Here is a 25,464-nt window from a genome sequence, read left to right as displayed (position 1 = left end):
GGCACCACGACCCTTTGCTTTGACGGTCAGAACTTCTTCGACACCGATCACCCGGTGCTCGACCCCGACGGTGCCATTGTTATCGACGGCGAGAATTATTCGCCGGTCAGCAACTTTGATACCGGTACGGGGCCGGCCTGGTATCTTCTGGATACCTCGCGGGCGGTGCGTCCGATCATCTGGCAAGAGCGCGAGAAATACGAGTTTCAGAACGTCACCCGGCTGAATGACGAACGCGTCTTCATGACCGACAACTTCCTGTATGGCGTTCGGGCGCGCGCCAACGCAGGCTTTGGCCTTTGGCAACTGGCCCATGCCAGTCGCCAACCGCTGACCGCTGCCAATTATGCTGCGATCCGGGCCAAGATGCAGACGCTGACCGGCGATCAGGGACGCCCGCTAGGCATCCGACCGAACGTCCTGGTCGTTCCGCCCCAGTTGGAAGAGCCGGCGTTCCACCTGCTGAACACCGAAACGCAGGATGGCGGCGGTTCGAACCCCTGGAAAGGCACCGCAGAAATCGTCGTGACCCCGTATCTGGGCGGCTGACATGACCGACAGCACCGCAATCTGTGAAGCCGTCGAGCTGCCCGCGAAGGCCGCGCCTGATTGGGTGCACATCCTGCCGGTCGGGGCGGTCAACGGCCGCGACGGGCGGCGATGGCGCCTGGACGATCCGGCGCAGCTCATCACCCGCTCGGCAAAGGGTGGCGATCTGCCTGTCGACTATGACCATGAAAGCGAGAAGCCAAAATCGCATGGCGGGCCGCTTCCGGCCGCTGGATGGATCAAGAGCCTGCAAGCGCGCGAGGACGGCATCTGGGGCAAGGTCGAATGGACAGCCCGCGCCGCCGAAATGATTGCCAATCGCGAATATCGGTTCCTGTCGCCGGTCCTGCATTATCACCCGACAACCGGCCAGGTTCTGCGCCTGATCGGTGCGGGACTGGTGCACCGACCCAATCTCGCCCTGACCGCCCTTTCCGAACAGGAGATGACCATGACCGACGCCCCCTCCGACCTCTCGCGCATCGCCGAAGCCCTTGGCCTGGATGCCGGCACGGATGCCGACGCGATCCTCGATGCGATCAAGGCGAAGGGCGCGCCCGATCCGGCCCGCTATGTGCCTATCGAGGCCGTGGCCGATCTGCTGAAACAGCGCAACGGCGCCGACAGGGACTGCGCGGCGCGCGCGGCCGAGGCGAAGGTTGAACAGGCGATAAACGCGGGATATCTGACGCCCGCCATGCGGGACTGGGCGTTCGCTCTCTGCACGCAGGATCAGGCAAGTTTCGACAGCTTCGTTGCGACCGCCAGCCCCGCTTACGCGCACCTGCACCGGCCCAGCCGTTTGCAAGACGCCAGCCACGATGCCCGAGGCCGACCGGGCAGCGCCGCTGCGCGGGCGATCTGTGAACAGCTCGGGCTGTCGCCCGACGATCTGAAATAGGAATGTGCGGGCCGGGTAGCGGGCCCGGTCGGCACAGTCACCGCGCCGCGACGGTTTGGGGCCAACTGTCCCTGTCGAGGGCCGAAGCGGCGCGGTGAAAATTCAACTGACCCTTCACCGCCCTGATAAAGGCTTGCAGCTGAGGCCCGACATGTCCGACCGCCTGACAGAGATCGACACCGCGCTGGCCGAAATCAATGTGATGCGGGCGACGATGACACGACTTGAATCCGCCATTAACGACCTGCGCGACGAGCTACTGCAACATTCCCTGTCACAGCTTCCGAGCTGCGACGTGCTGCCGACACAGCACCGTCGCGAGCATCGTCCCGGCCGCACGCCGATCATCGACACCGATGCCGAGCTGCAAGCCTTCATCCTCGCCCGCCTGGACCGCCTGACATATCACCAGATCGCGGCAGAGGTCGCTAGTCACTTCCCGCCAGACCGCCATATCAGCCACGCCACCGTCCACCGGTGGGCACGGAAACAGTGCTGACCTGCCCTGAGAAGGACAGAGACGATATCTGATAAGCGCGAGAAGTTAATGGGTCTTCTCAGATCAAACCTTTTGGGACAGAGGTATCAGGAGTTTTGGGATATAACAGCAGGCCCCCCGGCCGTCGCGGGACGCAAGGAGTTGCCGCCATGGCTGAGACCCTGCTGATCCCCTTCACCTATGGCTACATGGCGCAGGCCATCTGGGTCTCGGCGCTGGTCGGCGCGGTCTGCGCCTTCCTGTCGGCCTATCTCATGCTCAAGGGCTGGAGCCTGATCGGCGACGCGCTGGCCCATGCCATCGTGCCCGGCGTCGCGGGCGCTGCGATTCTGCGCCTGCCCTTCGCGCTCGGGGCCTTCCTCGCCGGCGGGCTTGCGGCGCTGTCGATGCTGTTTCTCAACAGCCGCACCGGGCTGCGCGAGGATGCGATCATCGGGCTGATCTTCACCAGCTTCTTCGGGCTGGGGCAGTTCATGGTCTCGCTCGACCCGGTCTCGGTCGACCTGCAGGCGATCACCATGGGCAACAACCTCGCCATCTCGCCGGCCGACACCTGGCAGCTGACCCTCATCGGCGGCGTCTCGATGGCGGTGCTGCTGGCGAAATGGCGCGACCCGATGGCGGTGTTCTTCGCCGAGACCCATGCCCGGACCGTGGGGCTGCAGCCGATCCGGCTGCGGGTGCGGTTCTTCACCCTGCTGGCGGCCTCGACGGTGGCGGCGATGCAGACGGTCGGCGCCTTCCTGGTCATCGCGATGGTCGCCACCCCCGGCGCGACGGCCTATCTGCTGACCGACCGCTTCCCGCGCCTTCTGGTGCTGTCGGTGGCCATCGGCGCGCTGACTTCTGCCAGCCGCGCCTATGTCAGCTTCTTTCTCGAAGGGGCCACCGGCGGCGTGATCGTGGTGCTGCAGACGCTGATCTTCCTCGGCGTCTTCACCTTCGCGCCGACCCATGGCGCGCTGGCGGCGCGGGCCCGCGCCCGTGCCGCGCTGGAGCCGCGCTGATGGACCTGCTGCTGGCGCCCTTCCCCTATTCCTTCATGGCCGAGGCCGCGCTGGTCGCGGTCATCATCGCCATCCCCTCGGCGCTGCTCAGCTGCTTTCTGGTGCTCAAGGGCGGGTCGCTGATGGGCGACGGCATCAGCCATGCGGTGCTGCCCGGCATCGTGCTGGCCTATGTGGCGGGGGTGCCGCTGCTGGCGGGGGCCTTCGCGGCCGGCATGGTTTGCGCGCTGGCGGCGGGCTATCCGGACGCCAACAGCCGCATCCGGCAGGACACCGCGCTGGGCATCGTGATGTCGGGCATGTTCGGCCTGGGCATCGTGATCTACACCCAGATCCCGACCGACGCGCATCTGGATCACATCCTGGTCGGCAACATCCTGGGCGTCGGTCGCGCCGATTTCGCCTCGGCCGGGGCGATCGGCGCGGCGGTCACGGTCATCCTGATCCTGAAATGGCGCAACTTCGCGATGCTGGCCTCCGATCCCGTGCAGGCGCGGGTCTCCGGGCCGAGCGTGCGCTGGCTGCATTACGGGCTGCTTGCCATGATCTCGGCGGCGGTGGTGGCGATGCTGTCGGCCGTGGGCATCATCCTGTCGGTCGCGCTGCTGAACGCGCCGGGGTCGATCGCCTTTCTCGTCACGCGCCGGCTGCAAGGGATGCTGTAGGTCGCGGTGGCGGTTCTTGCGGGTCTGGGCGGCGTCTGGGCCAGCTTCTGGCTGGACAGCGCCCCGGCGCCGACGATCGTGCTGGTGCTGACCGGGCTCTTCGTGGCGTCCTTCCTGTGGCGACAGCTTGCCGGGCGCCGGGTGGCGCGCGCCTGACCCCTTCCGCCCGCGACCCGGGCATGGCAGCATGTTTGCGCCACCAGAGGAGGTCCGCCATGCTGCCGCCCAGATCCGACTTTCCCGCCGGCTTCGTCTTCGGGGCGGCCACCGCCGCCTACCAGATCGAGGGCGCGGGCTTCGGCGGCGCCGGTCCCTCGCATTGGGACAGCTTCGCGGCGACGCCCGGCAACATCGCCGATGACAGCAGCGGCGCGCGGGCCTGCGACCATTACCACCTGTGGGAAACCGATCTGGACCTGATGCGGAACGCGGGCTTCGGCGCCTACCGCTTTTCGACCTCATGGGCGCGGGTGATGCCCGACGGACGCCGGCCGAACCCCGAGGGCCTGGATTTCTATGACCGGCTGGTGGACGGGATGCTGGCGCGCGGGCTGGCGCCGTTCCTGACACTGTATCACTGGGACCTGCCGGCGGCGCTGGCCGACAGGGGCGGCTGGCGCAATCGCGACATAGCCGGATGGTTCGCCGATTATGCGCTTGCCGTCCACGCCCGGCTTGGCGACCGCGTGGCCAGCACCGCCACCCTGAACGAGCCCTGGTGCATCGCCTGGCTGTCGCATTTCCTGGGCCATCACGCGCCGGGGCTGCGCGACATCCGCGCCGCCAGCCGGGCCATGCACCATGTCCTGCTGGCACATGGCACGGCGATGGCCGCGCTGCGGGCCGAGGGTGCGCAGGATCTCGGCATCGTCCTGAACTTCGAGACCGCGCATCCCGCCGACGACATCCCCGGATCGGCCGAGGCCGCCGCCACCCATGACGCGATCTACAACCAGTGGTTCATCCGCGCGCTGACCGGCCAGGGCTATCCGCAGGCGGCGCTGGCCGGCATCGGCCCGCATCTGCCGCAGGGCTGGCAGGACGATATGGGCCTGATCGCGCAGCCGCTGGACTGGCTGGGCGTCAACTACTACACGCGCGGCCTGCACGCTCATGCGCCCGGGCTGTGGCCCAACGACCGCAGCGTGGCCGGCCCCCTGCCCAAGACCCAGATGGGCTGGGAGATCCGCCCCGAGGGGCTGGCCGAATTCCTGCTGCGGCTGTCGCGCGACCATGTCGGCGACCTGCCGATCTTCGTCACCGAGAACGGCATGGCGCTGGAGCCGGGCGCCGATGTCACCGCGGACCCAGCGCGGATCGACTTCATCGCCGGCCATCTGCGCGCCGCGCGTGAGGCCCTGGCGCAGGGCGTCAATCTGCGCGGCTTCTTCTACTGGTCGCTTCTGGACAACTACGAATGGGCCTTCGGCTACGGGCCGCGCTTCGGGCTGGTGCATGTCGATTACGACAGCATGGCGCGCAGCCCCAAGGCCAGTTGGCATGCCTTCCGGCAGATGCTGGCGCAGGGCCGCGCGGACTAGCCCCCGCCGGGCGCGGGGAACAGCCGCCGCCAGACCGGATGGCCGCCGTAAAACCGCGCCAGTCGCCGGCTTTGTGGCCCCTCGCGATCCAGCCCCAGCCAGCGGCGGGCATTGTCGCCCATGACCGCCTGCGCCTGCGCGGGGGCCACCGGCAGATCGGCCAGGAATCGCTGGATGCCGGCCAGATAGGCGGGGTGGCCGGGCAGCCGCGCGATCATCGACCAGTCGCTGCCATACAGCATCCGCTGGGCCGCGCCCGGCGTGCTGGCCAGCAGCCGCCGGGTCGTGGCCAGCGATCCCGGCCGTGCCGCCGCGCCCTGCAGCGTCTCGGTCCAGAAGCCGGTATCGAAATACAGCGAGGGAAACTCGCCCAGCATCGCGGACAGCTGGCCCTCCCATTCCGGCAGGCCATGCCCGCCAAAGCCGCCGAAATGCGCCAGATTGACCCGCAGGCCCGGAAATTCGCGCAGCACCGGCCGCCACAGCCAGGGCGCGGAATAGGCCGCAGTGCCCGGCCCCGCACCCATGCTGGCCGAGGCATGGGCCGCCACCGGCAGGTCGTTGTCGAGGCACCAGCCGTAAAGCCTGCGCAATTCGCGGTCCAGCGCGGCGCCACCGCCGGGGGGCGCGCGCCTTGCATGGCCAAAGCCCACATCGCCATTGCCAAGCGGCCGGAAGCCCATCGGCGGATACAGCTTGACGCCCGCAAAGCCGTGCTCGTCGATTGCCCGGCGCAGCCGCGCATGGGCGACCTCGCCCTCGATGGCGGCGCGCAGCGGGCAGAAACCCGCGAAATTCAGCACCAGCACGTCGCTGCGCCGGGCCGACAGGGCCGCAAAGAGGCGGATCAGGTCGTCCGGGTCGCTTTGCTTGATCTCGTTGCCCTTCAGCCACCACGAAAGGTCCAGCAGGTGGTTGCAGAAGACCTGCACCTCGCCGGGCCGGCCGTAAAGGCTGGCGGCCTGCTGCAGGATGCGGGCCCGGTCGCGGGTCATCAGCTCGGCCCAGCGGATCATGCCCGACAGCGTCTCCTTGACCGGATCGCCGGCCTGGTTGCGGGGATCGAACAGACCCTCGGCGATGGCGCGGGCGCTGCGCGCCGGGTCCTCGGCGACCACCGGCGGGGGCGGCGCGGCGGCGGTCCTGCGCGAGGCCGGCGCCGCGCCGTCGGCGGGCAGAGGCTCGGCCAGGATCTCGGCCCGGTCGAGCCCGGCCGCCGCGGCCAGATCCGCGAAAAGCTGCTGGTCCTCGGCGCGGCGGGTCAGTTCGGCGGCGGGCAGCGCCCGCATCCGCGCGCCGGGCGGCGGGACGGCCAGCCGTTCTGCCTCGTAGTCCGCAAGGAAATCGGCCAGCCGCGCCACGCCGTCCTCGCGCATCTCGCGGTCCGACGCCCGCGCCAGATTGGCGGGCAGGCGGGCCAGCTCCTCGCCCGCGTCACGCGTGCCGTTGGCCATGAAGGCGACGATCAGCCGGATCAGCGGCGATCGGGTGGCATCGGGCAGGCTGCCGCCTCCCTCGGTGGTGAAATCGACCTGATCCAGCCAGCCCATCACCGGAACGTCGGTGGCGTTGAACAGATGCAGATGCGCGTCGATGCCGAGACCGGGCAGAGGCGCGGGCGGGCCGGGCCGCAGCGCACCGCCCGCCAGGCCGCAGCCCGCCAGCGCGGTCGTGCCAAGCGCGATCTGGACGAGACGGCGACGGGTCGGCATGGCGCACCTCGGCTTGGGCGGATCGGCGCCAGACTAGCACGGCCGCGGGGGCCGCGACAGCATCAGCGCGCCGCCTCGAGGATCATCCGGGCGGCCTTTTCCGCGATCATCGTGACCGGCGCATGGGTGTTGCCCGACACGATCGCCGGCATGATCCCGGCATCCGCGACGCGCAGCCCCTCGATGCCGTGCACGCGCAGCCGGGCATCGACGACCGCCATCGGGTCCTGCCCCATCCGGGTGGTGCCGACCGGGTGGAAGATGGTCGTGCCGACATCGCCCGCCGCCCCGGCCAGATCGGCGTCGCTTTGCAGATGCGCGCCGGGCCTGATCTCGTGCGGGGCGAAGGCGGCCATGCGGCGCGTGGCCATCAGCCGCCTTGCATGGCGCAGGCTGTCGATCGCCACCTGCCGGTCGCCCTCGGTGGACAGGTAGTTGGGCCGGATCGCCGGGGCCGCCGCGGGATCGGCCGAGGTGACATGGCAGCTGCCACGGCTTTCCGGGCGCAGGTTGCAGACCGAGACGGTCAGCCCCGGAAAATCATGCAGCGGATCGCCAAAGGCCTCCAGCGACAGCGGCTGGACATGGTATTCCAGATTGGCGGTCGCCAGCGCCTCGGAGGATTTCGCGAAGATGCCCAGCTGGCTGGGCGCCATCGCCATCGGCCCGCGCCGCCACAGCGCATATTCCAGCGCGATCCCGGCCTTGCCCCACAGGGTCCGGGCGCGGTCGTTCAGTGTGCGCGCCCCGCTGATCCGGAACACGGTGCGCAATTGCAGGTGGTCCTGCAGATGCTCGCCCACGCCGGGCAGGTCATGGACGGGCGCGATGCCCAGGTCGGCAAGCCGCCCCGCCTGCCCGATGCCGCTGAGTTCCAGCAGCGCCGGCGAGTTGATCGCACCGGCCGCAAGGATCACCTCGCCCCGCGCCCGCGCCTGCCGCACAAGGCCCTGCTGCTCGAACACCACGCCGGTCGCGCGGCGATCCTGCAGCAGCAGGCGATGGACCTGGGCGTGCGTCTCGACCCGCAGGTTGGGACGGTCCAGCACCGGTTGCAGGAACGCCTTGCGCGCGTTCCAGCGCAGCCCGCCGCGCTGGGTCACCGGGAAATAGCCCACGCCCTCGTTGTCGCCGCAGTTGAAATCGGCGCAGGCCGGCAGGCCCAGCTCCTGCGCGGCCTCGGCCACGGCATCAAGGATCGGCCAGTTCAGCCGCTGCCGCTCGACGCGCAATTCGCCCCGGTCGCCATGCAGTTCGTCAGCGGGGCCGAAGTGACGCTCGCTCTGGCGGAACAGCGGCAGCACGTCGTCCCAGCCCCAGCCGGGATTGCCGGCCTGCCGCCAGCCGTCGTAATCGGCCGCCTGCCCGCGCATGTAGATCATGCCGTTGATCGAGGAACAGCCGCCCAGCACCCGCCCGCGCGGATAATTCAGCCGCCGCCCGTTCAGCCCCGGCTCGGGCTCGGTCCGGTAGCACCAGTCGAGATCGGGATTGCCCATCGCATAGAGATAGCCGACCGGCACATGCACCCAGAAGCGGTTGTCGCTGCCGCCCGCCTCGAGCAGCAGGACCCGGTGGCGCGGATCGGCCGACAGCCGGTTGGCCAGCACGCAGCCGGCCGATCCGGCGCCGATCACGATGAAGTCATAGCTGCCGAAATCCTGCATCCTCTCCCCTCATGCGGTGCCGCCCGAAACCTAGCCGCTGCTCCCTGCCGCGGCAAGGCAGGCGCCCGCGCGCGACTGCGGCACGGGGGCCGGTTGCACGGCCGCGCGCAAGGGTCTATCTGCGGGTCGTGCAACAGATCGGGGGCGTCATGATCGTCATTGCTGCCATGCTCATCGGCGGCCTGCTGGGCTGGCGCCGCGCCGCCCGCCTGGGGGGCAATCGCCGCGACCGGGCGCAATACGCGGCGGGCTATGCGCTGGCGCTGGCGGTCATCGGCCTGTTCGCGACCGTGATCCTCGACCGGATGATCTGATGTTCGTCCCCTTCCTCGACGCGCTGCGCCGGCAGGGGGTGCCGGTTTCGCTGACGGAGTGGCTGGACCTGATGGCGGGGATGCAGGCCGGGGTCGCCGGCTGGACGGTCGACGGCTTCTATCACCTCGCGCGGCTGGTCCTGGTGAAGGACGAGCGCCATCTGGACCGCTTTGACCGGGCCTTTTCCGAAAGCTTCGCCGGGCTGGACCAGATCCCGGTCGAGGCGCTGGTCACCGAACAGGCGATCCCGCGCGACTGGCTGGAAAAGCTGGCCGAGAAGATCCTGACCGACGCCGAAAAGGCCCAGATCGCCGGCAGCGGCAGCTTTCAGGCGCTGATGGACAAGCTGCGCGAAAGGCTGGCCGAGCAGCAGGGCCGCCATCAGGGCGGCAGCAGATGGATCGGCACCGCCGGCACCTCGCCCTTCGGCGCCTATGGCTACAACCCAGAAGGCGTGCGGATCGGCCAGCACGAAAGCCGCCACCGTCGCGCCGTCAAGGTCTGGGACAGGCGCGAGTTCCGCGATTTCGACGACAGCGTGGAACTGGGCACCCGCAACATCAAGGTCGCGCTGAAGCGGTTGCGGCAATGGGCCCGGCATGGCGCCGCCGAGGAACTGGACCTGCCCGGCACGATCCGCGCCACCGCCGAGGATGGCTATATCGACGTGCAGACCCGGCCCGAACGCCGAAACGCGGTCAAGGTGCTGCTGTTTCTGGATGTCGGCGGCAGCATGGACGATCACAGCCGGCTGGTGGACGAGCTGTTCTCGGCGGCGCGGGCCGAGTTCAAGCACATGCAGCATTTCCATTTCCACAACTGCCTCTACGAGGGCGTGTGGACCGACAATCGCCGCCGCTGGACCGAACAGACGCCGACCTGGGACCTGCTGCACCGCTTTGGCCGCGACTACAAATGCATCTTCGTCGGAGATGCCTCGATGTCGCCCTACGAGATCGCCGTGCCGGGCGGCGCGAACGAACACTGGAACCCCGAACCCGGCGAGGTCTGGCTGCGCCGGGCCTGCGAGACATGGCCCGATCACGTCTGGCTGAACCCGGTTCCCGAACGGCACTGGCACCGCACCCGGTCGATCGCCATGATCGGCGACATCTTCGAAGGCCGGATGGTGCCCCTGACGCTCGAGGGGCTGACCCGCGCGATGCGCCTGCTGGGCTGAGGGCGCGGGCCGATTGACCCGGCGCCGCCCCGGCCCCACATAGGTCGGATGCTGAAGCTGACACCCTTCCTGCTGCTGATCCTCTATCTGGCCGCGATGTGGTTCTTTTCCGCGTGGCGCCTGAAGCAGGAGTTGCGCCAGAAATCCACCCCCCTGCGCCATCCCCGCCTGACCCCGGTGCTGAAACGCCTGGGCGCCGCGATGGACCTTCCGCCGGTCAGCGCCCATATCTACGAGGTCGAGCCGGTGAACGGCCTAGCTGCGCCCGACGGCCGGATCTTCCTGACCCGCGGCTTCATTCGCAAGCTGGATGCCTGCGAGGTCACCCCCGAGGAACTGGCCAGCGTCATCGCGCATGAGCTGGGCCATGTCGCCCACGGCCATGCGCGGCGGCGGATGATCGACTTCGCCGGCCAGAACGCCATCCGGCTGGCGCTGACCGGGGTGCTGGGCCGCTTTCTGCCCGGCATCGGCGGCTGGGTCGCCAACCTCGTCGCCAGCGCGGTCGCCGCCCGGCTGTCGCGGCAGGACGAATTCGAGGCCGACCGCTTTGCCAGCGCGCTGATGATCCGCGCGGGCTTTGGCACCGGGCCTCAGAAATCGCTGTTTCGCAAGCTGGACAAGCTGGCCGGCCGGGCCGGCCCCGCCGCGCCCGCCTGGCTGCTGTCGCACCCGCCCTCGGCCCAGCGGATCGCGGCCATCGAGGCGCATGAGGGGCGCTGGCAGAACGGCTGAGGCTTGCCCCGCCGGCCCGGTCGCGCGTAAGTTGAACCAGCATCACCGAGGCCCTGCATGACGCCCCCTTTCCGCCGCCGGGTCCTCTATGTGCCGGGCTTCGATCCGATCCCGCCCCGGCGCTATCGCGAATTGTTCCGCAGCGAGGCGGCACGTCAGGCGGCGATCAGCGGCTATGGCATCGCAACCGAAGGACGGCCGGGGCAGCCCGGCTTCGGCTGGCACGCGACCGGGCACTTTCCCGAGGGCGAGGCCCAAGCCGATTTCGAGGTGCTGGTCTGGGACGACCTGGTGCAGGCCTCGATGCGCGGCGGGATCGGAGCGACCTATCTGCAACTGCTGGGCACCGCCTGGGCCTATATCGGCTCGGGCGCGCTGCTGCGCCTGATGGGGCTGCGGCGCGGGCCGGTCATCGCCGCGCTCTACCCCATCGTGGTGCTGCTGGCGCAGGCGCTGGCGGGGCAGCTGCTGGGCGGGCTTGCAGGCGTCACGGCGGCGCGGCTGGCGGGCGGCGGGATCGCCGGGGCGGGCCTGGGCCTCGCGCTGGGCACCGCCGTCCTCGTGGCGGTGCTGTGGCTGTTCCGGCGGCTGGACCACCGGATCTTCGCCTATTACCTGATGCATGACTACGCCTTCACCGCCCGCCACCGCGGCGCCTATCCCGACGCGCTCGAGGCGCGTCTGGCCGTCTTTGCGGCGCGGCTGCGGCAGGCACTGGCCGAGGATGTGGACGAGGTGCTGGTGGTCGGCCATTCCTCGGGGGCCTATCTGGCGGTGTCGCTGCTGGCCGATGTGATCCGCGCGGGCGGGCTGCCCGCGGACCGCCCGGCGCTGGCGCTGATGACCCTTGGCCATGTGGTGCCGATGGCCTCGTTCCTGCCCGATGCGGGGCGGCTGCGCGCGGATCTGGCCTTCCTCTCCGAATGCGCCGGCCTGTTCTGGCTGGATGTCAGCGCGCCGGGCGATGCCTGCTGCTTCGGCCTGTGCGATCCGGTGGCGGTGTCGGGCATGGCCGGGCCCGGCCAGCAGTGGCCGCTGGTGCTGTCGGCGGCCTTCACCCGCACCCTGTCGCCCGAGGCGCGGCGTCGGTTGCGCGGGCGCTGGTTCCGGCTGCATTTCCAGTATCTCTGCGCCTTCGACCGGCCAGGCGACTACGACTACTTCTCCATCACCGCGGGGCCACGCCGGCTGGCCGACCGCTTTGCCGGGCGCGGCCATTCGCCGGGCCGCATCGCCCGCCCCGTCGGGCGGCGGAGGGCCGCGTGATCCCGCCCGCGCCCTTCCCGCCCAAGCCCGTCCCGCCCGCGCCCGTCCCGCCCAAGCCCGCCGCGCGCGAGGCCCGCGGCTCGGTCCTGCGGCTGGCGGGTGGCTTTCGGCGCGACCTGCTGTCGGCGCTGCCCGCGCGGCTGTTCCACGCCTGGATGGCCGAGTTCCGCAGCCCGCTGATCCACAGCTTCCTGTGCAACGATCCGGCGCTGGTGCGGCTGGTCCTGCAGGACCGCCCCGGCGATTTCCCCAAATCGAACCGCCTGCGCGAGGGGCTGGCCCCGCTGCTGGGCAATTCGGTCTTCGTCACCAACGGCGCCGAATGGGCCCGGCAGCGCCGCATCATCGACCCCGCCTTCGAGGGCGGCCGGCTGCGAGAGGTCTTTCCCGCGATCTGGGCCGCGACCGAGGCCGCGGTCGCCCGCCTGCGGCCCGGCCAGATCGACATCGAGCCCGAGGCCAGCCACGCCGCCGCCGACGTGATCTTCCGCGCCCTGTTCAGCCTGCCGATCGAGCATCGCATCGCCGCGCGTGTCTTTGCGGCCTTCCGCGCCCATCAGGACGCCCAGCCCATCGTCAACCCGGCCGCGCTGCTGCCGCTGCCGCGCTGGCTGCCGCGCTGGCATTCGCGCCGCACCCGCCAGACCGCGGCCGAGATCCGCGCGCTGATCCGCGATCTGGTCGCGCGGCGGCTGGCCGACATCGCCGCGGGCACCGCGCCAGACGATCTGGCCAGCAAGATCATGACCACGCCGGATCCGGCCACCGGCCGCCGCTTCGACCAGGCCGAGATGGTCGACCAGGTGGCGATCTTCTTTCTGGCCGGGCACGAAACCAGCGCCTCGGCGCTGTCCTGGGCGTTGTGGCTGCTGGCGGGGAATCTCGACTGGCAGGATCGGGTCGCCGCCGAGGGCGCGGCCCTGACGGCCGATTTCGGGGCCGTCGCCGGGCTGCGCGCCAGCCGCGCGGTCTTCCGCGAGGCGCTGCGGCTGTATCCGCCGGTGCCGATGATGGTGCGCGAGACGACCCGCAGCGAAACCCTGCGCGGGCGGTGCGCCCCGCCCGGCGCGCAGGTGATCCTGTCGCCCTGGCACCTGCACCGCCATGACCGGATGTGGGACCGGCCCGACGCCTTCGATCCGGCCCGCTGGGACAGCGCCGGGGGCAAGGCCAGCGCGCGCGCCGCCTATCTGCCCTTCTCGGCCGGGCCGCGCGCCTGCCCCGGCGCCGGCTTCGCGATGATCGAGGGGGTGGTGATGCTGGCCCGGATCGCCGCCGCCTTCCGCCTGTCGCCGGGCGACGCCGCGCCGGTGCCGGTGGCGCGGCTGACGATCCGCGGCCGCGACGGCATCCTGATCCGCCTCGCGCCGCGCATGGAATAGCGGCAACAAATCTTTCGGATCAGGATTTTACGGCAGGCTATTCGCGCAAGTTCGACCCGTCAGCGGAACAGCACCAGCGATCCCGGCGACCAGGCCAGCCGGGTGCGGGTGCCCACGTCCTGCACGTCGCGTCCGAAGACATTCCGCATCGAGATGCGCACCGTCCGCGCCTGCCCGTCCAGCCGGGCGGCGCCGTCCAGCCGCAGGTCGTAATAGGTCATGTCGCCGTAATAGACGACCTCGTCGATCGTCGCCGCCGTCTCGCGGGCCTGCCCGTGGCTTTGGCCCGGGCCGATCAGCGTCATCGTCTCGGGGCGGAAGCCGACCGTCACGGCGCGGTCGTCGGGATTGGCGCGGCTGATCTGGCGGGCGGGCAGATCGACCACGCCCAGCCCGGCGACCTCGACCCGCGCGCCGCCCTCGGGCAGATCCTCGATCACCCGGGCGGGCAGGAAGTTCATCACGCCGATGAAATCCGCGACCCGGCGGTTCGCCGGGCGGGCATACAGCGCCTCGGGCCCGTCAAGCTGGGCGATCTCGCCCTCGAACATCACGGCGATGCGGTCCGACATGACCAGGGCTTCCTCCTGGTCGTGGGTGACGAGGACGAAGGTGATGCCGACCTGGCGCTGCAGCTTGATCAGTTCGACCTGCATCTGCTCGCGCATCTTGCGGTCCAGCGCCGACAGCGGCTCGTCCAGCAGCAGCACCTTGGGCTTCAGGATCAGTGCACGCGCCAGCGCGACCCGCTGCCGCTGGCCCCCCGACAGCGCATGGGCGGCGCGCCCGCCATAGCCCGCCAGCCCGACCATGCCCAGCGCCTCCTCGACCAGGGCCGCCTTTTCGGCCTTGCCGCGCGGGTCGCGGCGCAGCCCGAAGGCCACGTTCTGCGCCACGGTCAGGTGCGGGAAGATCGCGTAGGACTGGAACACCATGTTGGTGGGGCGCTGGTTGGCGGGCACGTCCTCCATGTGGCGCCCGTCGATCAGCACCGCGCCGCTGCTGATGTCCTCGAAGCCCGCGATGGTGCGCAGCAATGTCGTCTTGCCGCAGCCCGATGGCCCGAGAAGCGAGAAGAACTCGCCCTCGCGGATGGTCAGGTCGATGCCGCGCAGCGCGTGATAGTCGCCATAATATTTCTGCACGTCGCGGCATTCGATCATGGGCTTGCGGTCGTCGCTCACAGGAAGCCTCCGGTATCCTTGCCGCCGATCCGCGCGATGCCGCGGCGGCGGAAATATTCGCCGATCGCCAGCAGGACGATCGACAGAGCGACCAGCACGGTGCCCAGCGCCATGATCATCGGGATCTGCTTGGGAAAGCGCAGCTGGCTGAAGATGTAGGTCGGCAGGGTCGGCTCTTTCCCGGCGAGGAAGAAGGCGATGATGAATTCGTCGAGGCTGATCGTGAACGAGATCAGCAGCGAGCTGATGATCCCCGGCATGACCAGCGGCAGCGTCACCAGCCGGAACGCGCCCCATTTCGTCTCGCCCAGATCGTAGGCCGCTTCCTCGAGCGAGCGGTCGAGGCTGGAAAAGGCGGTGGACAGGATGGCGATGCCATAGGGCATGCAGATCAGCGCATGGCCGAGGATCACCGTCAGGATCGACAGCTCGACCCCCGCGCCCAGCAGCACCACCAGCAGCGACATGGCCACGATGATCTCGGGCAGGACCATCGGCAGCAGGATGAAGCCCATGATGCCGCCCTTGCCCGGAAAGTCGAACCGCGTCGAGGCGCGGGCCGCGAAGATCGCAAGGCAGGTCGCCAGGATCGAGGCCGAGACGGCGATGGTCAGCGAATTGGCCAGCGCCCGCCGCAGCGTCGCGTTGCCCCACATCTGCGAGAACCAGTCGGTCGTGAAGCCCTGCAGCGGAAAGGCGATGATGGTGCCCGAATTGAAGGCGAACAGCGGCAACAGGATGATCGGCGCATAGAGGAACAGAAGGTAGAAGATCGCATAGGCGCGCAGCCCGCTGCCCTCGAAGCGTCGCTGGCTCATTGGCGCACCTTCAGGAAGCGGCGGTTGAGGAACAGGAACAGCAGGCTGACGATGGCCACGATCAGCATGGCGGTGACCGCCAGCGCCGAGCCCAGCGGCCGGTTGTCCAGCGCCAGCATCTGCACCTGGATCAGGTTGGCGATCATCGGGATCTTGCCGCCGCCGATCAGTTCGGGCGTGACGTAATCGCCGATGGTCGGAATGAACACGATCAGCACAGCCGCGATCACCCCCGGCATCGCCAGCGGCAGCGTGACCCGCCAGAAGGTCATCAGCCGGCTTTCGCCCAGATCGCGCCCGGCCTCCAGCAGCGAGCGGTCGATCTTTTCCAGCGCCACGAAGATCGGCAGGATCGCGAAGGGCGCATAGGCATGTGCCAGCGTCAGCACGATCGAGTTGACGTTGTAGAGGATGAAGGTCAGCGGCTCGTCGATGATGCCAAGACCGGTCAGCGAACTGTTGATGACGCCGTTGTAGCCCAGGATCACCTTCCACAGGAACACCCGGATCAGGTAGCTGGTCCAGAAGGGAATGGTGATCAGGAACAGCCACATCGACTTGCGTTCGGGCCGCACCATGAAGCTGACGTAGTAGGCGACCGGAAAGGCCAGAGCGACCGTCACCAGCGTGACCATGCCCGACACGAACAGCGACCGCAGCATCACCGTGCGCACGATCGGATCGGTCAGCACCTGCGCGTAATTCGACAGTGTGACCTGGCGCAGGATCTCCAGATAGCCGTCGGTCAGGAAACTGTAGGCGAGGATCGTCAGCAGCGGCGCGGCAAGAATTGCCAGGGCATAGAGGAAGGGCGGCGCGATCAGGGTCAGGCCCTGGCGTGCCTCTGGATCAAGTCCTCGTCTGGCCATCCTGCTGTCCCGCGATCCTGTGGTCCCGTCGTCGTGGTGGCGGCGTCACGGCGTGGTTCTGCCGCCCGCGCGAAAACGCCTCCTCGCCAATTCCTTCCACAGCGGCGCGGGCTTGGGAAGGGCTTTCTGGCTCCGCCCCGCGGCTATCGCCACCAGCGCCCGGTCAGCGCCAGACGCGCCAGCGAGGCGCGGCGCTGGAAGGGCGTGATCTCTGGCGTGGCGGTCAGGCAGTCGATGTTGCCGCGCTCGATCTCGGACAGGAAGCGGGGCACGCGAGGGCCGGGATACAGCGCGGCTGCCGCGCTGCGCGGCACGGCCCGGCTGCTGCGCGCCGCGCGGCGCAGCGATTCCCGCGCCAGCCCGGCCAGACGCAGCGGGATCTGTGGCTGCGGCTCGGCAAGGCCCAGACCCATCGCCTGCAACTGCGGCAGGGCGCGCAGCCAGGCCGCCAGTCCGGCGCCCAGGGCGTGGTCGGCGATCACCCCGCGCGCGGCGGCGGGCGCGCCCAGGCGCTGCGCGGCCGTCCACATCAGTGCGCCCGCCGTCGCATCGACATGCGACACCACCGCCTCGACGCCGGCCAGCGGCTCGCGGGTGCAGTCGCGCCGCCGCGCCTCGGCCAGCCCGGCCAACTCGCCCGCGCCGCGGCCCCATTCCTGCCACAGCGGCGTCAGCACGTCATGCAGCGGCGGCGCCGTGCCGCGCCCCATCTCGGCCAGCCGGTCGATCCACCATTGCAGGCGCATCTCGGCCAGCATCGGCTCGGCCGACTGGAACGGCGCCCGCGCGATCTCGAGGTTCAGCGCGTACAACGTGACCAGCGCCGGACGCTGATCCGCCGCCGCGACCAGCACCGCACCGAAGCGGTCGGGGTCCTGCTGGCGCACGGCCTCGGTGCAGGCGTCAAGGCTCATGCCGGGGCGACCCCGTCGCGGATCAGCTTCCAGGTGATCGCGTCGATCAGCGCGTCAAAGCTGGCATCGACGATGTTGGCCGACACGCCGACGGTGGACCAGGTCCGTTCCTGCCGGTCGGCGCTGTCGATGATGACGCGGGTGACGGCATCGGTGCCGCCCTGGGTGATGCGGACGCGGAAATCGGCCAGGTGCATCTGGTCGATCACCGCCTGATAGGGCCCCAGATCCTTGACCAGTGCCCGCCACAGCGCGTTGACCGGGCCGCGGTCGCCGCCCTCGGCATCCTGGCTTTCGCTGACCGACAGGACGCGCTGATCGCCCAGCCGCACCGCCACCACCGCCTCGGAGACCGAGATCCGCTCGCCCCGCGCGTTGTGGCGCCGCTCGACCGTGACGCGATAGCGGTCGGTCTCGAAAAAGCGCGGCAGGCTGCCCAGTTCGCGCCGCGCCAGCAGCTCGAAGCTGGCCTGGGCGCCGTCATAGGAATAGCCCTGATCCTCGCGCCGCTTGACGAGATCGAGGATCCGCCCCAGCGCCGGATCGCCGGCCGCGACCTCGATCCCCGCATCGGCCAGCCTTGCGCGCAGGTTTGACTGGCCGGCCTGGTTCGACATCGGGATCACCCGCGCATTGCCCACCAGCGCCGGATCCACATGCTCGTAGGTCGCCGGGTTCTTCAGGATGGCGCTGGCATGCAGCCCGGCCTTGTGGGCAAAGGCCGAGGCGCCCACATAGGGCGCGCCGCGCCGCGAGACGCGGTTCAGGATGTCGTCCAGCCGATGCGACAGCCGCGACAGGTCGCGCAGCCGGTCGCGGTCGATGCCGGTGGAAAACCGCGTCGCATAGGGCGGCTTCAGCAGCAGCGTCGGGATCAGGCTGACCAGATCGGCATTGCCGCAGCGTTCGCCCAGCCCGTTCAGCGTGCCCTGCACCTGCCGCACGCCGGCGTCGATGGCGGCCAGCGAACAGGCCAGCGCATTGCCGGTGTCGTCATGGCAGTGGATGCCCAGCCGGTCGCCCGGGATCCCTGCCGCGATCACCTCGCCGACGATCCGCGCGACCTCGGCCGGCAGCGTGCCGCCATTGGTGTCACACAGCACGATCCAGCGCGCCCCCGCCCCCAGCGCCGCGCGCAGGCAGGCCAGCGCATGGCCGGGATCGGCCTTCCAGCCGTCGAACAGATGCTCGGCATCGAACAGCGCCTCGCGCCCAGAGGCAACCAGATGGGCGACCGACTCCCCGATATTGGCCAGGTTCTCGTCCAGCCCGATGCCCAGGGCCTCGGTGACATGCAGCACATGGGTCTTGCCCACGAGGCAGACAGCCGGCGTCCGCGCGTCCAGCACGCCCGCGAGAACCTCGTCATTGGCGGCAGAACGACCGGCCCGCTTGGTCATCCCGAAGGCCGTCATCACGGCGCGGGTGGCGGGGGCGTCGGCAAAGAACTCGCTGTCGGTCGGGTTGGCGCCGGGCCAGCCACCCTCGATATAGTCGACGCCGAGGCCATCCAGCATCCGCGCGATCTCGACCTTCTCGCGGGCCGAGAACTGCACGCCCTGCGTCTGCTGCCCGTCGCGCAGCGTGGTGTCGTAAAGATAGAGGCGCTCGGGCGTCATGCCGGCTGGCTTCCGCTCAGGGCCTCGGCCAGGGCCCTCAGCCGCGCCGCGTCGAAGCCCGGCTGCAGGCTCCATTCGGCGCCACCGGCGGTGTCCTTGATGGCAACCCCGGCGGCGGCAAAGCCGTCGCGGATGGCGTCCGCCCGGGCAAAGTCGCGGGCGCTGCGGGCCGCGGCGCGCGCCGCCAGCAAGGTCCCGATCAGCCCCGCCGCATCGGCATCGGCATCCGCCCCGGCCTCGGCCCATCCGCCCATCCCGGGCAGCAGCAGCCCCAGCATCCGCGCACCGGCCAGCAGCCCCGCCGCGTCGCCCTTGCCCGCCAGGTCGTGCAACGCCGCGATCGCGCCCGCGGTGTTCAGGTCGTCACACAGCGCGTCGAGGACGGCGGGCGCCGGGCTCGGGGCGGGTTCGATGCCCGCCACGAGACCACGCCACCGCCGAAGCACCGCTTCGGCTTCCGCGCGCTTCGCCTCGGTCCAGTCCATCGGCTTGCGATAATGCGTGGACAGCATGACAAGGCGGATCACCTCGCCCGGCACCCCCCCGCCCTGCCCGGCAGGACGGTCCAGCAGATCGCGGACGGTGAAGAAATTGCCCAGCGACTTGGACATCTTCTTCCCTTCCACCTGCAGCATCTCGTTGTGCAGCCAGACTTTCGCGAAGCCGGCGCCGGGATGGGCGCAGCAGCTTTGCGCCACCTCGTTCTCGTGATGGGGAAACTGCAGGTCGATGCCGCCGCCATGGATGTCGAAGCTGGGCCCCAGAAGCGCCTCGGACATCGCCGAACATTCGATATGCCAGCCCGGCCGCCCGCGTCCCCAGGGGCTGTCCCAGCCCGGCTGATCCCCGTCCGAGGGCTTCCACAGCACGAAATCCATCGGATCACGCTTGAACGGCGCCACCTCGACGCGGGCGCCGGCGATCATGTCATCGACCGACCGGCCCGACAGCCGCCCGTAATCGGCATAAGAGCGCACGTCGAACAGCACATGCCCCTCGGCCGCATAGGCGTGGCCGCGCCCGATCAGAACCTCGATCATCGCGATCATCTGGCCGATGAAGTCGGTCGCGCGCGGCTCGTGGTCGGGCCGCTCGGCACCCAGCGCGTCCATGTCGTCATGATACCAGCCGATCGTCTCGCGGGTGATGTCGCGGATCGGGCGCCCGGTCTCCGCCGCCCGGGCGTTGATCTTGTCGTCGACATCGGTGAAGTTGCGCACATAGGTGACGTGACCGGCGCCATAGGCGTGACGCAGCAGCCGCACCAGCACGTCGAAGACCAGCACCGGCCGGGCATTGCCCAGATGGGCGCGGTCATAGACGGTCGGCCCGCACAGATACAGCCGCAGGTTCCGGGGATCGATGGGGGTGAAATCCTCTTTCCGCCGCGTGCGGGTGTTCGTCAGCCGGATCTGCACCATCTGCCTGCCTTCTCTGCCAGTCGGCAGGGTCTAGCGCATCCCGCCCGCGCTTTCCACCCATTCGATCTGGCGCGGCAGGCTGTGGCGGGCCAGGTCGTATCCGTCCAGGATGGTCTGCCGCGCCGCGTCGCGCAGCCGGGCGGCGTCGGGATCGCCCTGAAGCCCGCGGATCAGCGCCGCCGACAGCGCGGCCACGTCGAAGAACGGCACCAGCCGGCCGTTGCGGCCGTCCTGGATCAGTTCCCGCACCGGCGCCGTGTCCGAGGCGACCACATAGCCGCCCGCCGCCAGCGCCTCGGTCAGCGACCATGACAGCACGAAGGGATAGGTCAGGTAGCAATGCACCCGCGCCAGCTGGATCAGCGACAGATATTCCGCATAGGGCAGCCGGCCCACGAAATGCACCCGCGACAGGTCCAGCCGGTCGCCCAGTTCCTCCAGCATGATCTGCTTCCAGCCGCGCCCGTCCCTGGGCGCGCTGCCATAGCTGACGCCCTCGCCGCCGACCAGCACCACCTGCGCCTGCGGCCGCGCGGCCAGCACCGCGGGCAGCGCGCGCATGAGGACGTGAAAGCCGCGATAGGGTTCCAGCGAGCGCGACACGAAGCTCAGCACCTCGTCGCCCCCCTGCAACTGCTGCCCGCTGGGCAGGGTCAGCCGCGCCCCGGCGTCCGGGCAGACCCGCGTCGTGTCGATGCCGTCATGGATCACGGTGATCTTGCCGCGCAGTTCGGGCGGAAAGCTGTCAGCCTGATAGCGGGTCGGCGCAATGGCCGCATCGGCCTGCACGATGCCCTGTATAAGATGGGCCGACCGCGCGACGGTCATGAACCGCCCCTCGTCGCTGTCCGGATGGATCTCGGGATCGAAGCCCACGTCATGGCCGCGGGTGCGATACATCAGCTCGGCATAGACCAGCAGCCGGGCATCGGGCCAGATCTCGCGCAGGAACAGCGTCTCGCCCCAGCCGGTGTGGCCGATGATGACATCCGGGCTGAAGCCGTGGCGGTCGCGCAGCGCCCGCGCGCCGCGCGCGGCCAGAAGCCCGCGTTCGGCATGTTCGGAATAGGTGCGGCCCAGCACGCCCGTGGTCTTGACCGGCTCGGGCGCCTTGTAGCGCACCGTGCGCACCGGGCTGGGACGGTCGTTCTTCTCGTCGGTCAGCGCCACGACCTGATGGCCGCGACGGGCCAGCGCCGGAGCGAGATGCGGGAACTGGCCGGGGAAGTTCTGGTGAACGAAGAGGATCTTCATGCCCGCTCCGGGAAGGCAGCCTTCAGCAAGCTGCGGGTATAGTCGTCCTGCGGCGCCGCGAAGATCGCCGCCGCAGGCCCATGCTCGACCACCTCGCCCGCGCGCATCACCATGATCTGGTGCGCCATCGCGCGCACCACCCGCAGGTCGTGGCTGATGAACAGGAAGGCCAGCCCGTATTTCTGCTGCAAGCCGCGCAGAAGCTGGACGATCTGCACCTGCACGGTCATGTCCAGCGCCGATGTCGGCTCGTCCAGCACCACCAGTTTCGGGCGCAGGATCATCGCCCGGGCGATGGCGATGCGCTGGCGCTGGCCGCCGCTGAACTCATGCGGATAGCGGTGCATCATCGCCGGGTCCAGTCCGACCTCGGCCATGATCGCGCTGACCTGCTCGCGGCGGTCGCGGCCCTTCTCGACGCCATGCACGCCCAGCCCCTCGGCGATGATCTGTTCGACCGTCATGCGCGGGCTGAGGCTGCCGAAGGGATCCTGGAACACGATCTGCATGTCGCGCCGCAGCCGGCGCAGCTGCGGCCCGCCCCAGCCCGAGATGTCCTGCCCCATGTAGAGGATCGGACCGCGGCTTTCGATCAGCCGCATGATCGCCAGCGCCAGCGTGGTCTTGCCCGACCCGGATTCGCCCACGATCCCCAGCGTCTCGCCCGCCCGGACCGACAGCGTCGCGCCGTTGACGGCCTTCACATGGCCGACGGTGCGGCGCAGCAGGCCGCGCTGGATCGGGAACCAGACCTTCAGATCGCGCGTCTCGACCATCACCTCGGCGCCGTCGGGGACCGGCTCGGCCAGGCCCTTCGGCTCGGCCGCCAAGAGCTTGCGGGTATAGGCGTGCTGCGGATCGGCAAAGATCGCCTCGACCGGGCCCTGTTCGACGATCTCGCCATCCTTCATCACGCAGACCCGGTCGGCGATGCGCCGCACGATGCCCAGATCGTGGCTGATGAACAGCATCGACAGCCCCTCGGCGCGCTTGAGTTCGGCCAGCAGTTCAAGGATCTGCGCCTGGATGGTCACGTCCAGCGCGGTCGTCGGCTCGTCCGCGATCAGCAGGTCGGGGCCATTGGCCAGCGCCATCGCGATCATCACCCGCTGGCGCTGGCCGCCCGACAGCTGGTGCGGATAGTCGGCCAGCCGGCTTTCGGGGTCGCGGATGCCGACGCGGCTCAGCAGTTCGACGATCCGCGCCCGCGCCGCCGCGCCCCTCAGCCCCTGATGCAGCGCGAGGCTTTCGGCCAGCTGCTTTTCCAGCGTGTGCAGCGGGTTCAGCGAGGTCATCGGCTCCTGGAAGATGAAGCTGATGTCGTTGCCGCGAATGTCGCGCAGCAGCCGGTCGGGGGCGCCGATCATCTCGCGCCCCTCGTATTGCACGCTGCCCTCGACCAGGGCGGCATCGCCCAGCAGCCGCACCGTGCTGAGCGCGGTCACCGACTTGCCCGAGCCGGATTCGCCCACCAGCGCGACGGTCTCGCCACGCGCGATGTGAAAGCTGACACCCTTGACCGCGGGAATGATGCGGCCTTCCTGCCGAAAGCTGATCTTCAGGTCACGGACGGCCAGGACCGCGTCCGAGGGCGGCGCGGGATCGGGCCGCGTGGCGGCCTCGCCCGGCATCCGCGCGCCGTGATCCTCGGCCACCGCGGCGGGGGCGCCGCTGGCGGGGATCGTCGGGCGCAGATGGGCTTCGTCGTCACCGCTCATTTGAAGGTCTTCCGGGGGTCGAAGGCGTCGCGGACCCCCTCGAAGATGAACACCAGAAGCGACAGCATGATCGCGAAGGTGAAGAAGGCGGTGAAGGCCAGCCAAGGCGCCTGCAGGTTCTGCTTGGCCTGCAAGGCCAGTTCGCCCAGCGAGGGGGCCGAGGCCGGCAGCCCGTAGCCCAGATAGTCCAGCGCCGCCAGCCCGCTGATCGTGCCGGTGACGACAAAGGGCAGCATGGTCAGCGTGGCGACCATCGCGTTGGGCAGGATGTGGCGGAACATGATCGTGCGGTCGCCCACCCCGAGCGCGCGGGCGGCGCGGACATATTCGAAATTGCGCGCCCGCAGGAACTCGGCCCGCACCACGCCGACAAGCGCCGGCCAGCCGAACAGGATGGTGACGAAGACCAGCAGCCAGAAGCTGCGCCCGAGGATCGCGAACAGGATGATGATGACGTAAAGCCCCGGCGTCGAGGCCCAGATCTCCAGCACCCGCTGGAACACCAGATCGGTGCGGCCGCCGAAATAGCCCTGGATCGCGCCGGCCGCGATGCCGATGGTCGAGGCGATGACGGTCACGATCAGCGTGAAGAGGATCGAGATGCGGAACCCGTATATCACCCGCGCCAGCACGTCGCGCGCGGTGTCGTCGGTGCCCAGCCAATGGGTGGCGTCCGGCGCGCTGGGGGCGCTGCCGACATTGTTGATGGTCTTGTAGTGGAACGGAATCGGCGGCCAGATCATCCAGCCCTGTTCCTCCTCGGGCACATCGCTGGTGCCGGCCCGCACGGCGGCGATCAGGTCCTCGGGCGTGTCCCAGCACGCCTCGCGCCCGCCGGTGACGATCAGGCATTGCACGGCCTCGTCGCGATAGATCGCCTCGGTGCCGAAATCGCCGCCGAAGGCGGTCTCGGGATAGAAGCGGTAGGCCGGAACATGCAACTCGCCCCGATAGCTGACCAGGATCGGCTTGTCGTTGGCCACGACCTCGGCCAGCATCGCCACCAGGAACAGGACCGAAAAGATCACCAGCGACCAGAAGGCCCGGCCATTGCGCCGGAAGCTGCGCCAGCGGCGGCGGTTCAGTTCCGACAGCGCCATCACCCGGCCCTCGATTCAAAGTCGATGCGTGGATCGACGAAGACATACATCAGATCCGACAGGATGCCGACGATCAGGCTCATCAGGCCAAAGACGTAAAGCGTGCCGAAGATCACCGGATAATCGCGCTGCACCGCCGCCTCGAAGCCCAGCCGGCCCAGCCCGTCCAGCGAGAAGATCGTCTCGATCAGGATCGACGCGCCGAAGAACACCCCGAGGAACATCGCCGGAAAGCCCGCGATCACGATCAGCATGGCGTTGCGGAAGACATGGCCATACAGCACCCGCCGTTCCGTCAGCCCCTTGGCGCGCGCGGTCATCACATACTGCTTGTTGATCTCGTCGAGAAAGCTGTTCTTGGTCAGCAGCGTCAGCGTGGCAAAGCTGGAGATCGTCGAGGCGAGCACCGGCAGGGTGACGTGCCAGGCATAATCCTTGATCTTGCCCCAGGTGTCGAGGTCGGCGAAATTGTCGCTGGTCAGGCCGCGCAGGGGAAAGATCTTCCAGTAGCTGCCGCCCGCGAACAGCACCATCAGCAGCACCGCGAAGAGGAAGGCCGGGATCGCATAGCCCATGATGATGACGCCTGAGGTCCAGGTGTCGAAGCGCGTGCCGTCGCGGACCGCCTTGGCGATCCCCAGCGGGATCGAGATCAGATAGGCCAGCAGCGTCGACCACAGCCCCAGGGTGATCGAGACCGGCATCTTCTCGATCACCAGGTCGATCACGCTGATCGAGCGGAACCACGAGGTGCCGAAATCGAAGCGGACATAGTTCCACAGCATGGACAGGAAGCGTTCGACCGGCGGCTTGTCGAAGCCGAATTCCTTCTCCAGCTGGGCGATGAATTCCGGCGGCAGGCCCCGCGCGCCCTGATACTGGTCCTGCACGCCGCCCGCGCCCGCCTCGGCCCCGCCGCCTGTGATGTTGCGGAACACGTCGCCCTCGCCCTGCACCTGCGCGGCGATCTGTTCGATCGGGCCGCCGGGAACGAACTGGGTCAGGGTGAAGTTGACCAGCATGATGCCGATCAGCGTGGGGATGATCAGCAGCAAACGCCGCAGGATATAGGCACCCATCTGCCTGCCCTTCTGCCCGCCCCTGGGGACCATGCGAGCCTTTGCGGCCCTGTTCGGTTGTGACGCCTT

General features: G+C 69.3%; 22 protein-coding genes and 1 pseudogene. 11 read left to right on the top strand and 12 right to left on the bottom strand.

Annotated features, from left to right (window positions below):
* From Q5Y72_RS09095 to Q5Y72_RS09070, 6 genes and pseudogenes are all read left to right on the top strand, one after another.
* Positions 1-549, top strand: a 549-nt coding sequence (locus Q5Y72_RS09095; RefSeq protein WP_305963097.1) for a Mu-like prophage major head subunit gpT family protein, incomplete at its 5' end; no start/stop codon positions are given.
* 1 nt (position 550) lies between these two features.
* Positions 551-1,450, top strand: coding sequence for a phage protease (locus Q5Y72_RS09090; protein WP_305963096.1), 900 nt, complete (start codon positions 551-553; stop codon positions 1,448-1,450).
* Between the two features lie 151 nt (positions 1,451-1,601).
* Positions 1,602-1,949 (top strand): helix-turn-helix domain-containing protein, encoded by a 348-nt coding sequence (locus Q5Y72_RS09085; protein WP_305963095.1) that lies wholly within the window; start codon positions 1,602-1,604, stop codon positions 1,947-1,949.
* A gap of 149 nt (positions 1,950-2,098) precedes the next feature.
* Positions 2,099-2,956: a metal ABC transporter permease gene (locus tag Q5Y72_RS09080; RefSeq protein ID WP_305963094.1), complete on the top strand. Its 858-nt coding sequence runs from the start codon at positions 2,099-2,101 to the stop codon at positions 2,954-2,956.
* Positions 2,956-3,777 (top strand): annotated as a pseudogene (locus Q5Y72_RS09075) (metal ABC transporter permease). Before Q5Y72_RS09080 ends, Q5Y72_RS09075 begins: the two are co-directional and overlap by 1 nt.
* A 59-nt stretch (positions 3,778-3,836) precedes the next feature.
* Positions 3,837-5,162, top strand: coding sequence for a GH1 family beta-glucosidase (locus Q5Y72_RS09070; RefSeq protein WP_305963093.1), 1,326 nt, complete (start codon positions 3,837-3,839; stop codon positions 5,160-5,162).
* On the opposite strand, the gene Q5Y72_RS09065 is transcribed toward Q5Y72_RS09070, so the two are convergent.
* Both Q5Y72_RS09065 and Q5Y72_RS09060 read right to left on the bottom strand, forming a co-directional pair.
* The gene (locus tag Q5Y72_RS09065; RefSeq protein ID WP_305963092.1) at positions 5,159-6,874 is read right to left on the bottom strand and encodes an amidohydrolase family protein; all 1,716 of its coding nucleotides are present in this window, start codon (positions 6,872-6,874) and stop codon (positions 5,159-5,161) included. The genes Q5Y72_RS09070 and Q5Y72_RS09065 overlap by 4 nt on opposite strands.
* A gap of 62 nt (positions 6,875-6,936) precedes the next feature.
* Entirely contained in the window at positions 6,937-8,541 is a 1,605-nt protein-coding gene (locus Q5Y72_RS09060) for a GMC family oxidoreductase (protein WP_305963091.1), read from the bottom strand.
* 128 nt (positions 8,542-8,669) lie between these two features.
* Between Q5Y72_RS09060 and Q5Y72_RS09055 the strand changes: the two genes are divergently transcribed.
* Genes Q5Y72_RS09055 through Q5Y72_RS09035 form a run of 5 tightly spaced genes read left to right on the top strand, consistent with a single transcriptional unit; the run spans position 8,670 to position 13,419 of the window.
* Positions 8,670-8,855, top strand: coding sequence for a hypothetical protein (locus Q5Y72_RS09055; RefSeq protein ID WP_305963090.1), 186 nt, complete (start codon positions 8,670-8,672; stop codon positions 8,853-8,855).
* Positions 8,855-10,036, top strand: a complete 1,182-nt coding sequence (locus Q5Y72_RS09050) for a vWA domain-containing protein (RefSeq protein WP_305963089.1) — start codon at positions 8,855-8,857, stop codon at positions 10,034-10,036. Before Q5Y72_RS09055 ends, Q5Y72_RS09050 begins: the two co-directional genes overlap by 1 nt.
* 48 nt (positions 10,037-10,084) lie before the next feature.
* Positions 10,085-10,771 carry a M48 family metallopeptidase gene (locus tag Q5Y72_RS09045; protein ID WP_305963088.1) on the top strand — a complete coding sequence of 229 codons (687 nt, stop codon included), beginning with the start codon at positions 10,085-10,087 and terminating at the stop codon, positions 10,769-10,771.
* A 57-nt stretch (positions 10,772-10,828) separates the two neighbouring features.
* Positions 10,829-12,037, top strand: coding sequence for a hypothetical protein (locus tag Q5Y72_RS09040; protein ID WP_305963087.1), 1,209 nt, complete (start codon positions 10,829-10,831; stop codon positions 12,035-12,037).
* Entirely contained in the window at positions 12,034-13,419 is a 1,386-nt protein-coding gene (locus Q5Y72_RS09035) for a cytochrome P450 (protein ID WP_305963086.1), read from the top strand. Before Q5Y72_RS09040 ends, Q5Y72_RS09035 begins: the two co-directional genes overlap by 4 nt.
* Positions 13,420-13,478: 59 nt before the next feature.
* On the opposite strand, the gene Q5Y72_RS09030 is transcribed toward Q5Y72_RS09035, so the two are convergent.
* From Q5Y72_RS09030 to Q5Y72_RS08985, 10 genes are all read right to left on the bottom strand, one after another.
* Positions 13,479-14,603 carry an ABC transporter ATP-binding protein gene (locus Q5Y72_RS09030; protein WP_305963085.1) on the bottom strand — a complete coding sequence of 375 codons (1,125 nt, stop codon included), beginning with the start codon at positions 14,601-14,603 and terminating at the stop codon, positions 13,479-13,481.
* Positions 14,600-15,421, bottom strand: coding sequence for an ABC transporter permease (locus tag Q5Y72_RS09025; RefSeq protein WP_305963084.1), 822 nt, complete (start codon positions 15,419-15,421; stop codon positions 14,600-14,602). The genes Q5Y72_RS09030 and Q5Y72_RS09025 overlap by 4 nt, the downstream gene beginning before the upstream one ends.
* A complete protein-coding gene (locus Q5Y72_RS09020; protein ID WP_305963083.1) occupies positions 15,418-16,290 on the bottom strand; it encodes an ABC transporter permease in 873 nt (290 codons plus the stop codon). Before Q5Y72_RS09020 ends, Q5Y72_RS09025 begins: the two co-directional genes overlap by 4 nt.
* Positions 16,291-16,433: 143 nt before the next feature.
* Positions 16,434-17,204 carry a squalene/phytoene synthase family protein gene (locus Q5Y72_RS09015; RefSeq protein WP_305963082.1) on the bottom strand — a complete coding sequence of 257 codons (771 nt, stop codon included), beginning with the start codon at positions 17,202-17,204 and terminating at the stop codon, positions 16,434-16,436.
* The gene (gene cimA, locus Q5Y72_RS09010; protein ID WP_305963081.1) at positions 17,201-18,823 is read right to left on the bottom strand and encodes a citramalate synthase; all 1,623 of its coding nucleotides are present in this window, start codon (positions 18,821-18,823) and stop codon (positions 17,201-17,203) included. Before cimA ends, Q5Y72_RS09015 begins: the two co-directional genes overlap by 4 nt.
* Positions 18,820-20,244 (bottom strand): cysteine--tRNA ligase, encoded by a 1,425-nt coding sequence (gene cysS / locus Q5Y72_RS09005; protein ID WP_305963080.1) that lies wholly within the window; start codon positions 20,242-20,244, stop codon positions 18,820-18,822. The genes cimA and cysS overlap by 4 nt, the downstream gene beginning before the upstream one ends.
* Before the next feature lie 30 nt (positions 20,245-20,274).
* Positions 20,275-21,498: a glycosyltransferase gene (locus Q5Y72_RS09000; RefSeq protein WP_305963079.1), complete on the bottom strand. Its 1,224-nt coding sequence runs from the start codon at positions 21,496-21,498 to the stop codon at positions 20,275-20,277.
* The gene (locus tag Q5Y72_RS08995) at positions 21,495-23,129 is read right to left on the bottom strand and encodes an ABC transporter ATP-binding protein (RefSeq protein ID WP_305963103.1); all 1,635 of its coding nucleotides are present in this window, start codon (positions 23,127-23,129) and stop codon (positions 21,495-21,497) included. The genes Q5Y72_RS09000 and Q5Y72_RS08995 overlap by 4 nt, the downstream gene beginning before the upstream one ends.
* A gap of 83 nt (positions 23,130-23,212) precedes the next feature.
* On the bottom strand, positions 23,213-24,316 hold the full coding sequence (locus Q5Y72_RS08990) for an ABC transporter permease (RefSeq protein ID WP_305963078.1): 1,104 nt from the start codon (positions 24,314-24,316) through the stop codon (positions 23,213-23,215).
* Positions 24,316-25,395: a microcin C ABC transporter permease YejB gene (locus Q5Y72_RS08985; protein ID WP_305963077.1), complete on the bottom strand. Its 1,080-nt coding sequence runs from the start codon at positions 25,393-25,395 to the stop codon at positions 24,316-24,318. The genes Q5Y72_RS08990 and Q5Y72_RS08985 overlap by 1 nt, the downstream gene beginning before the upstream one ends.
* Positions 25,396-25,464 lie beyond the last annotated feature (69 nt).

Origin of the sequence: Paracoccus spongiarum (genome assembly GCF_030732095.1) — a bacterium.
Lineage (GTDB): Bacteria > Pseudomonadota > Alphaproteobacteria > Rhodobacterales > Rhodobacteraceae > Paracoccus > Paracoccus spongiarum.
This window is presented reverse-complemented; position numbering and strand designations above follow the sequence as displayed.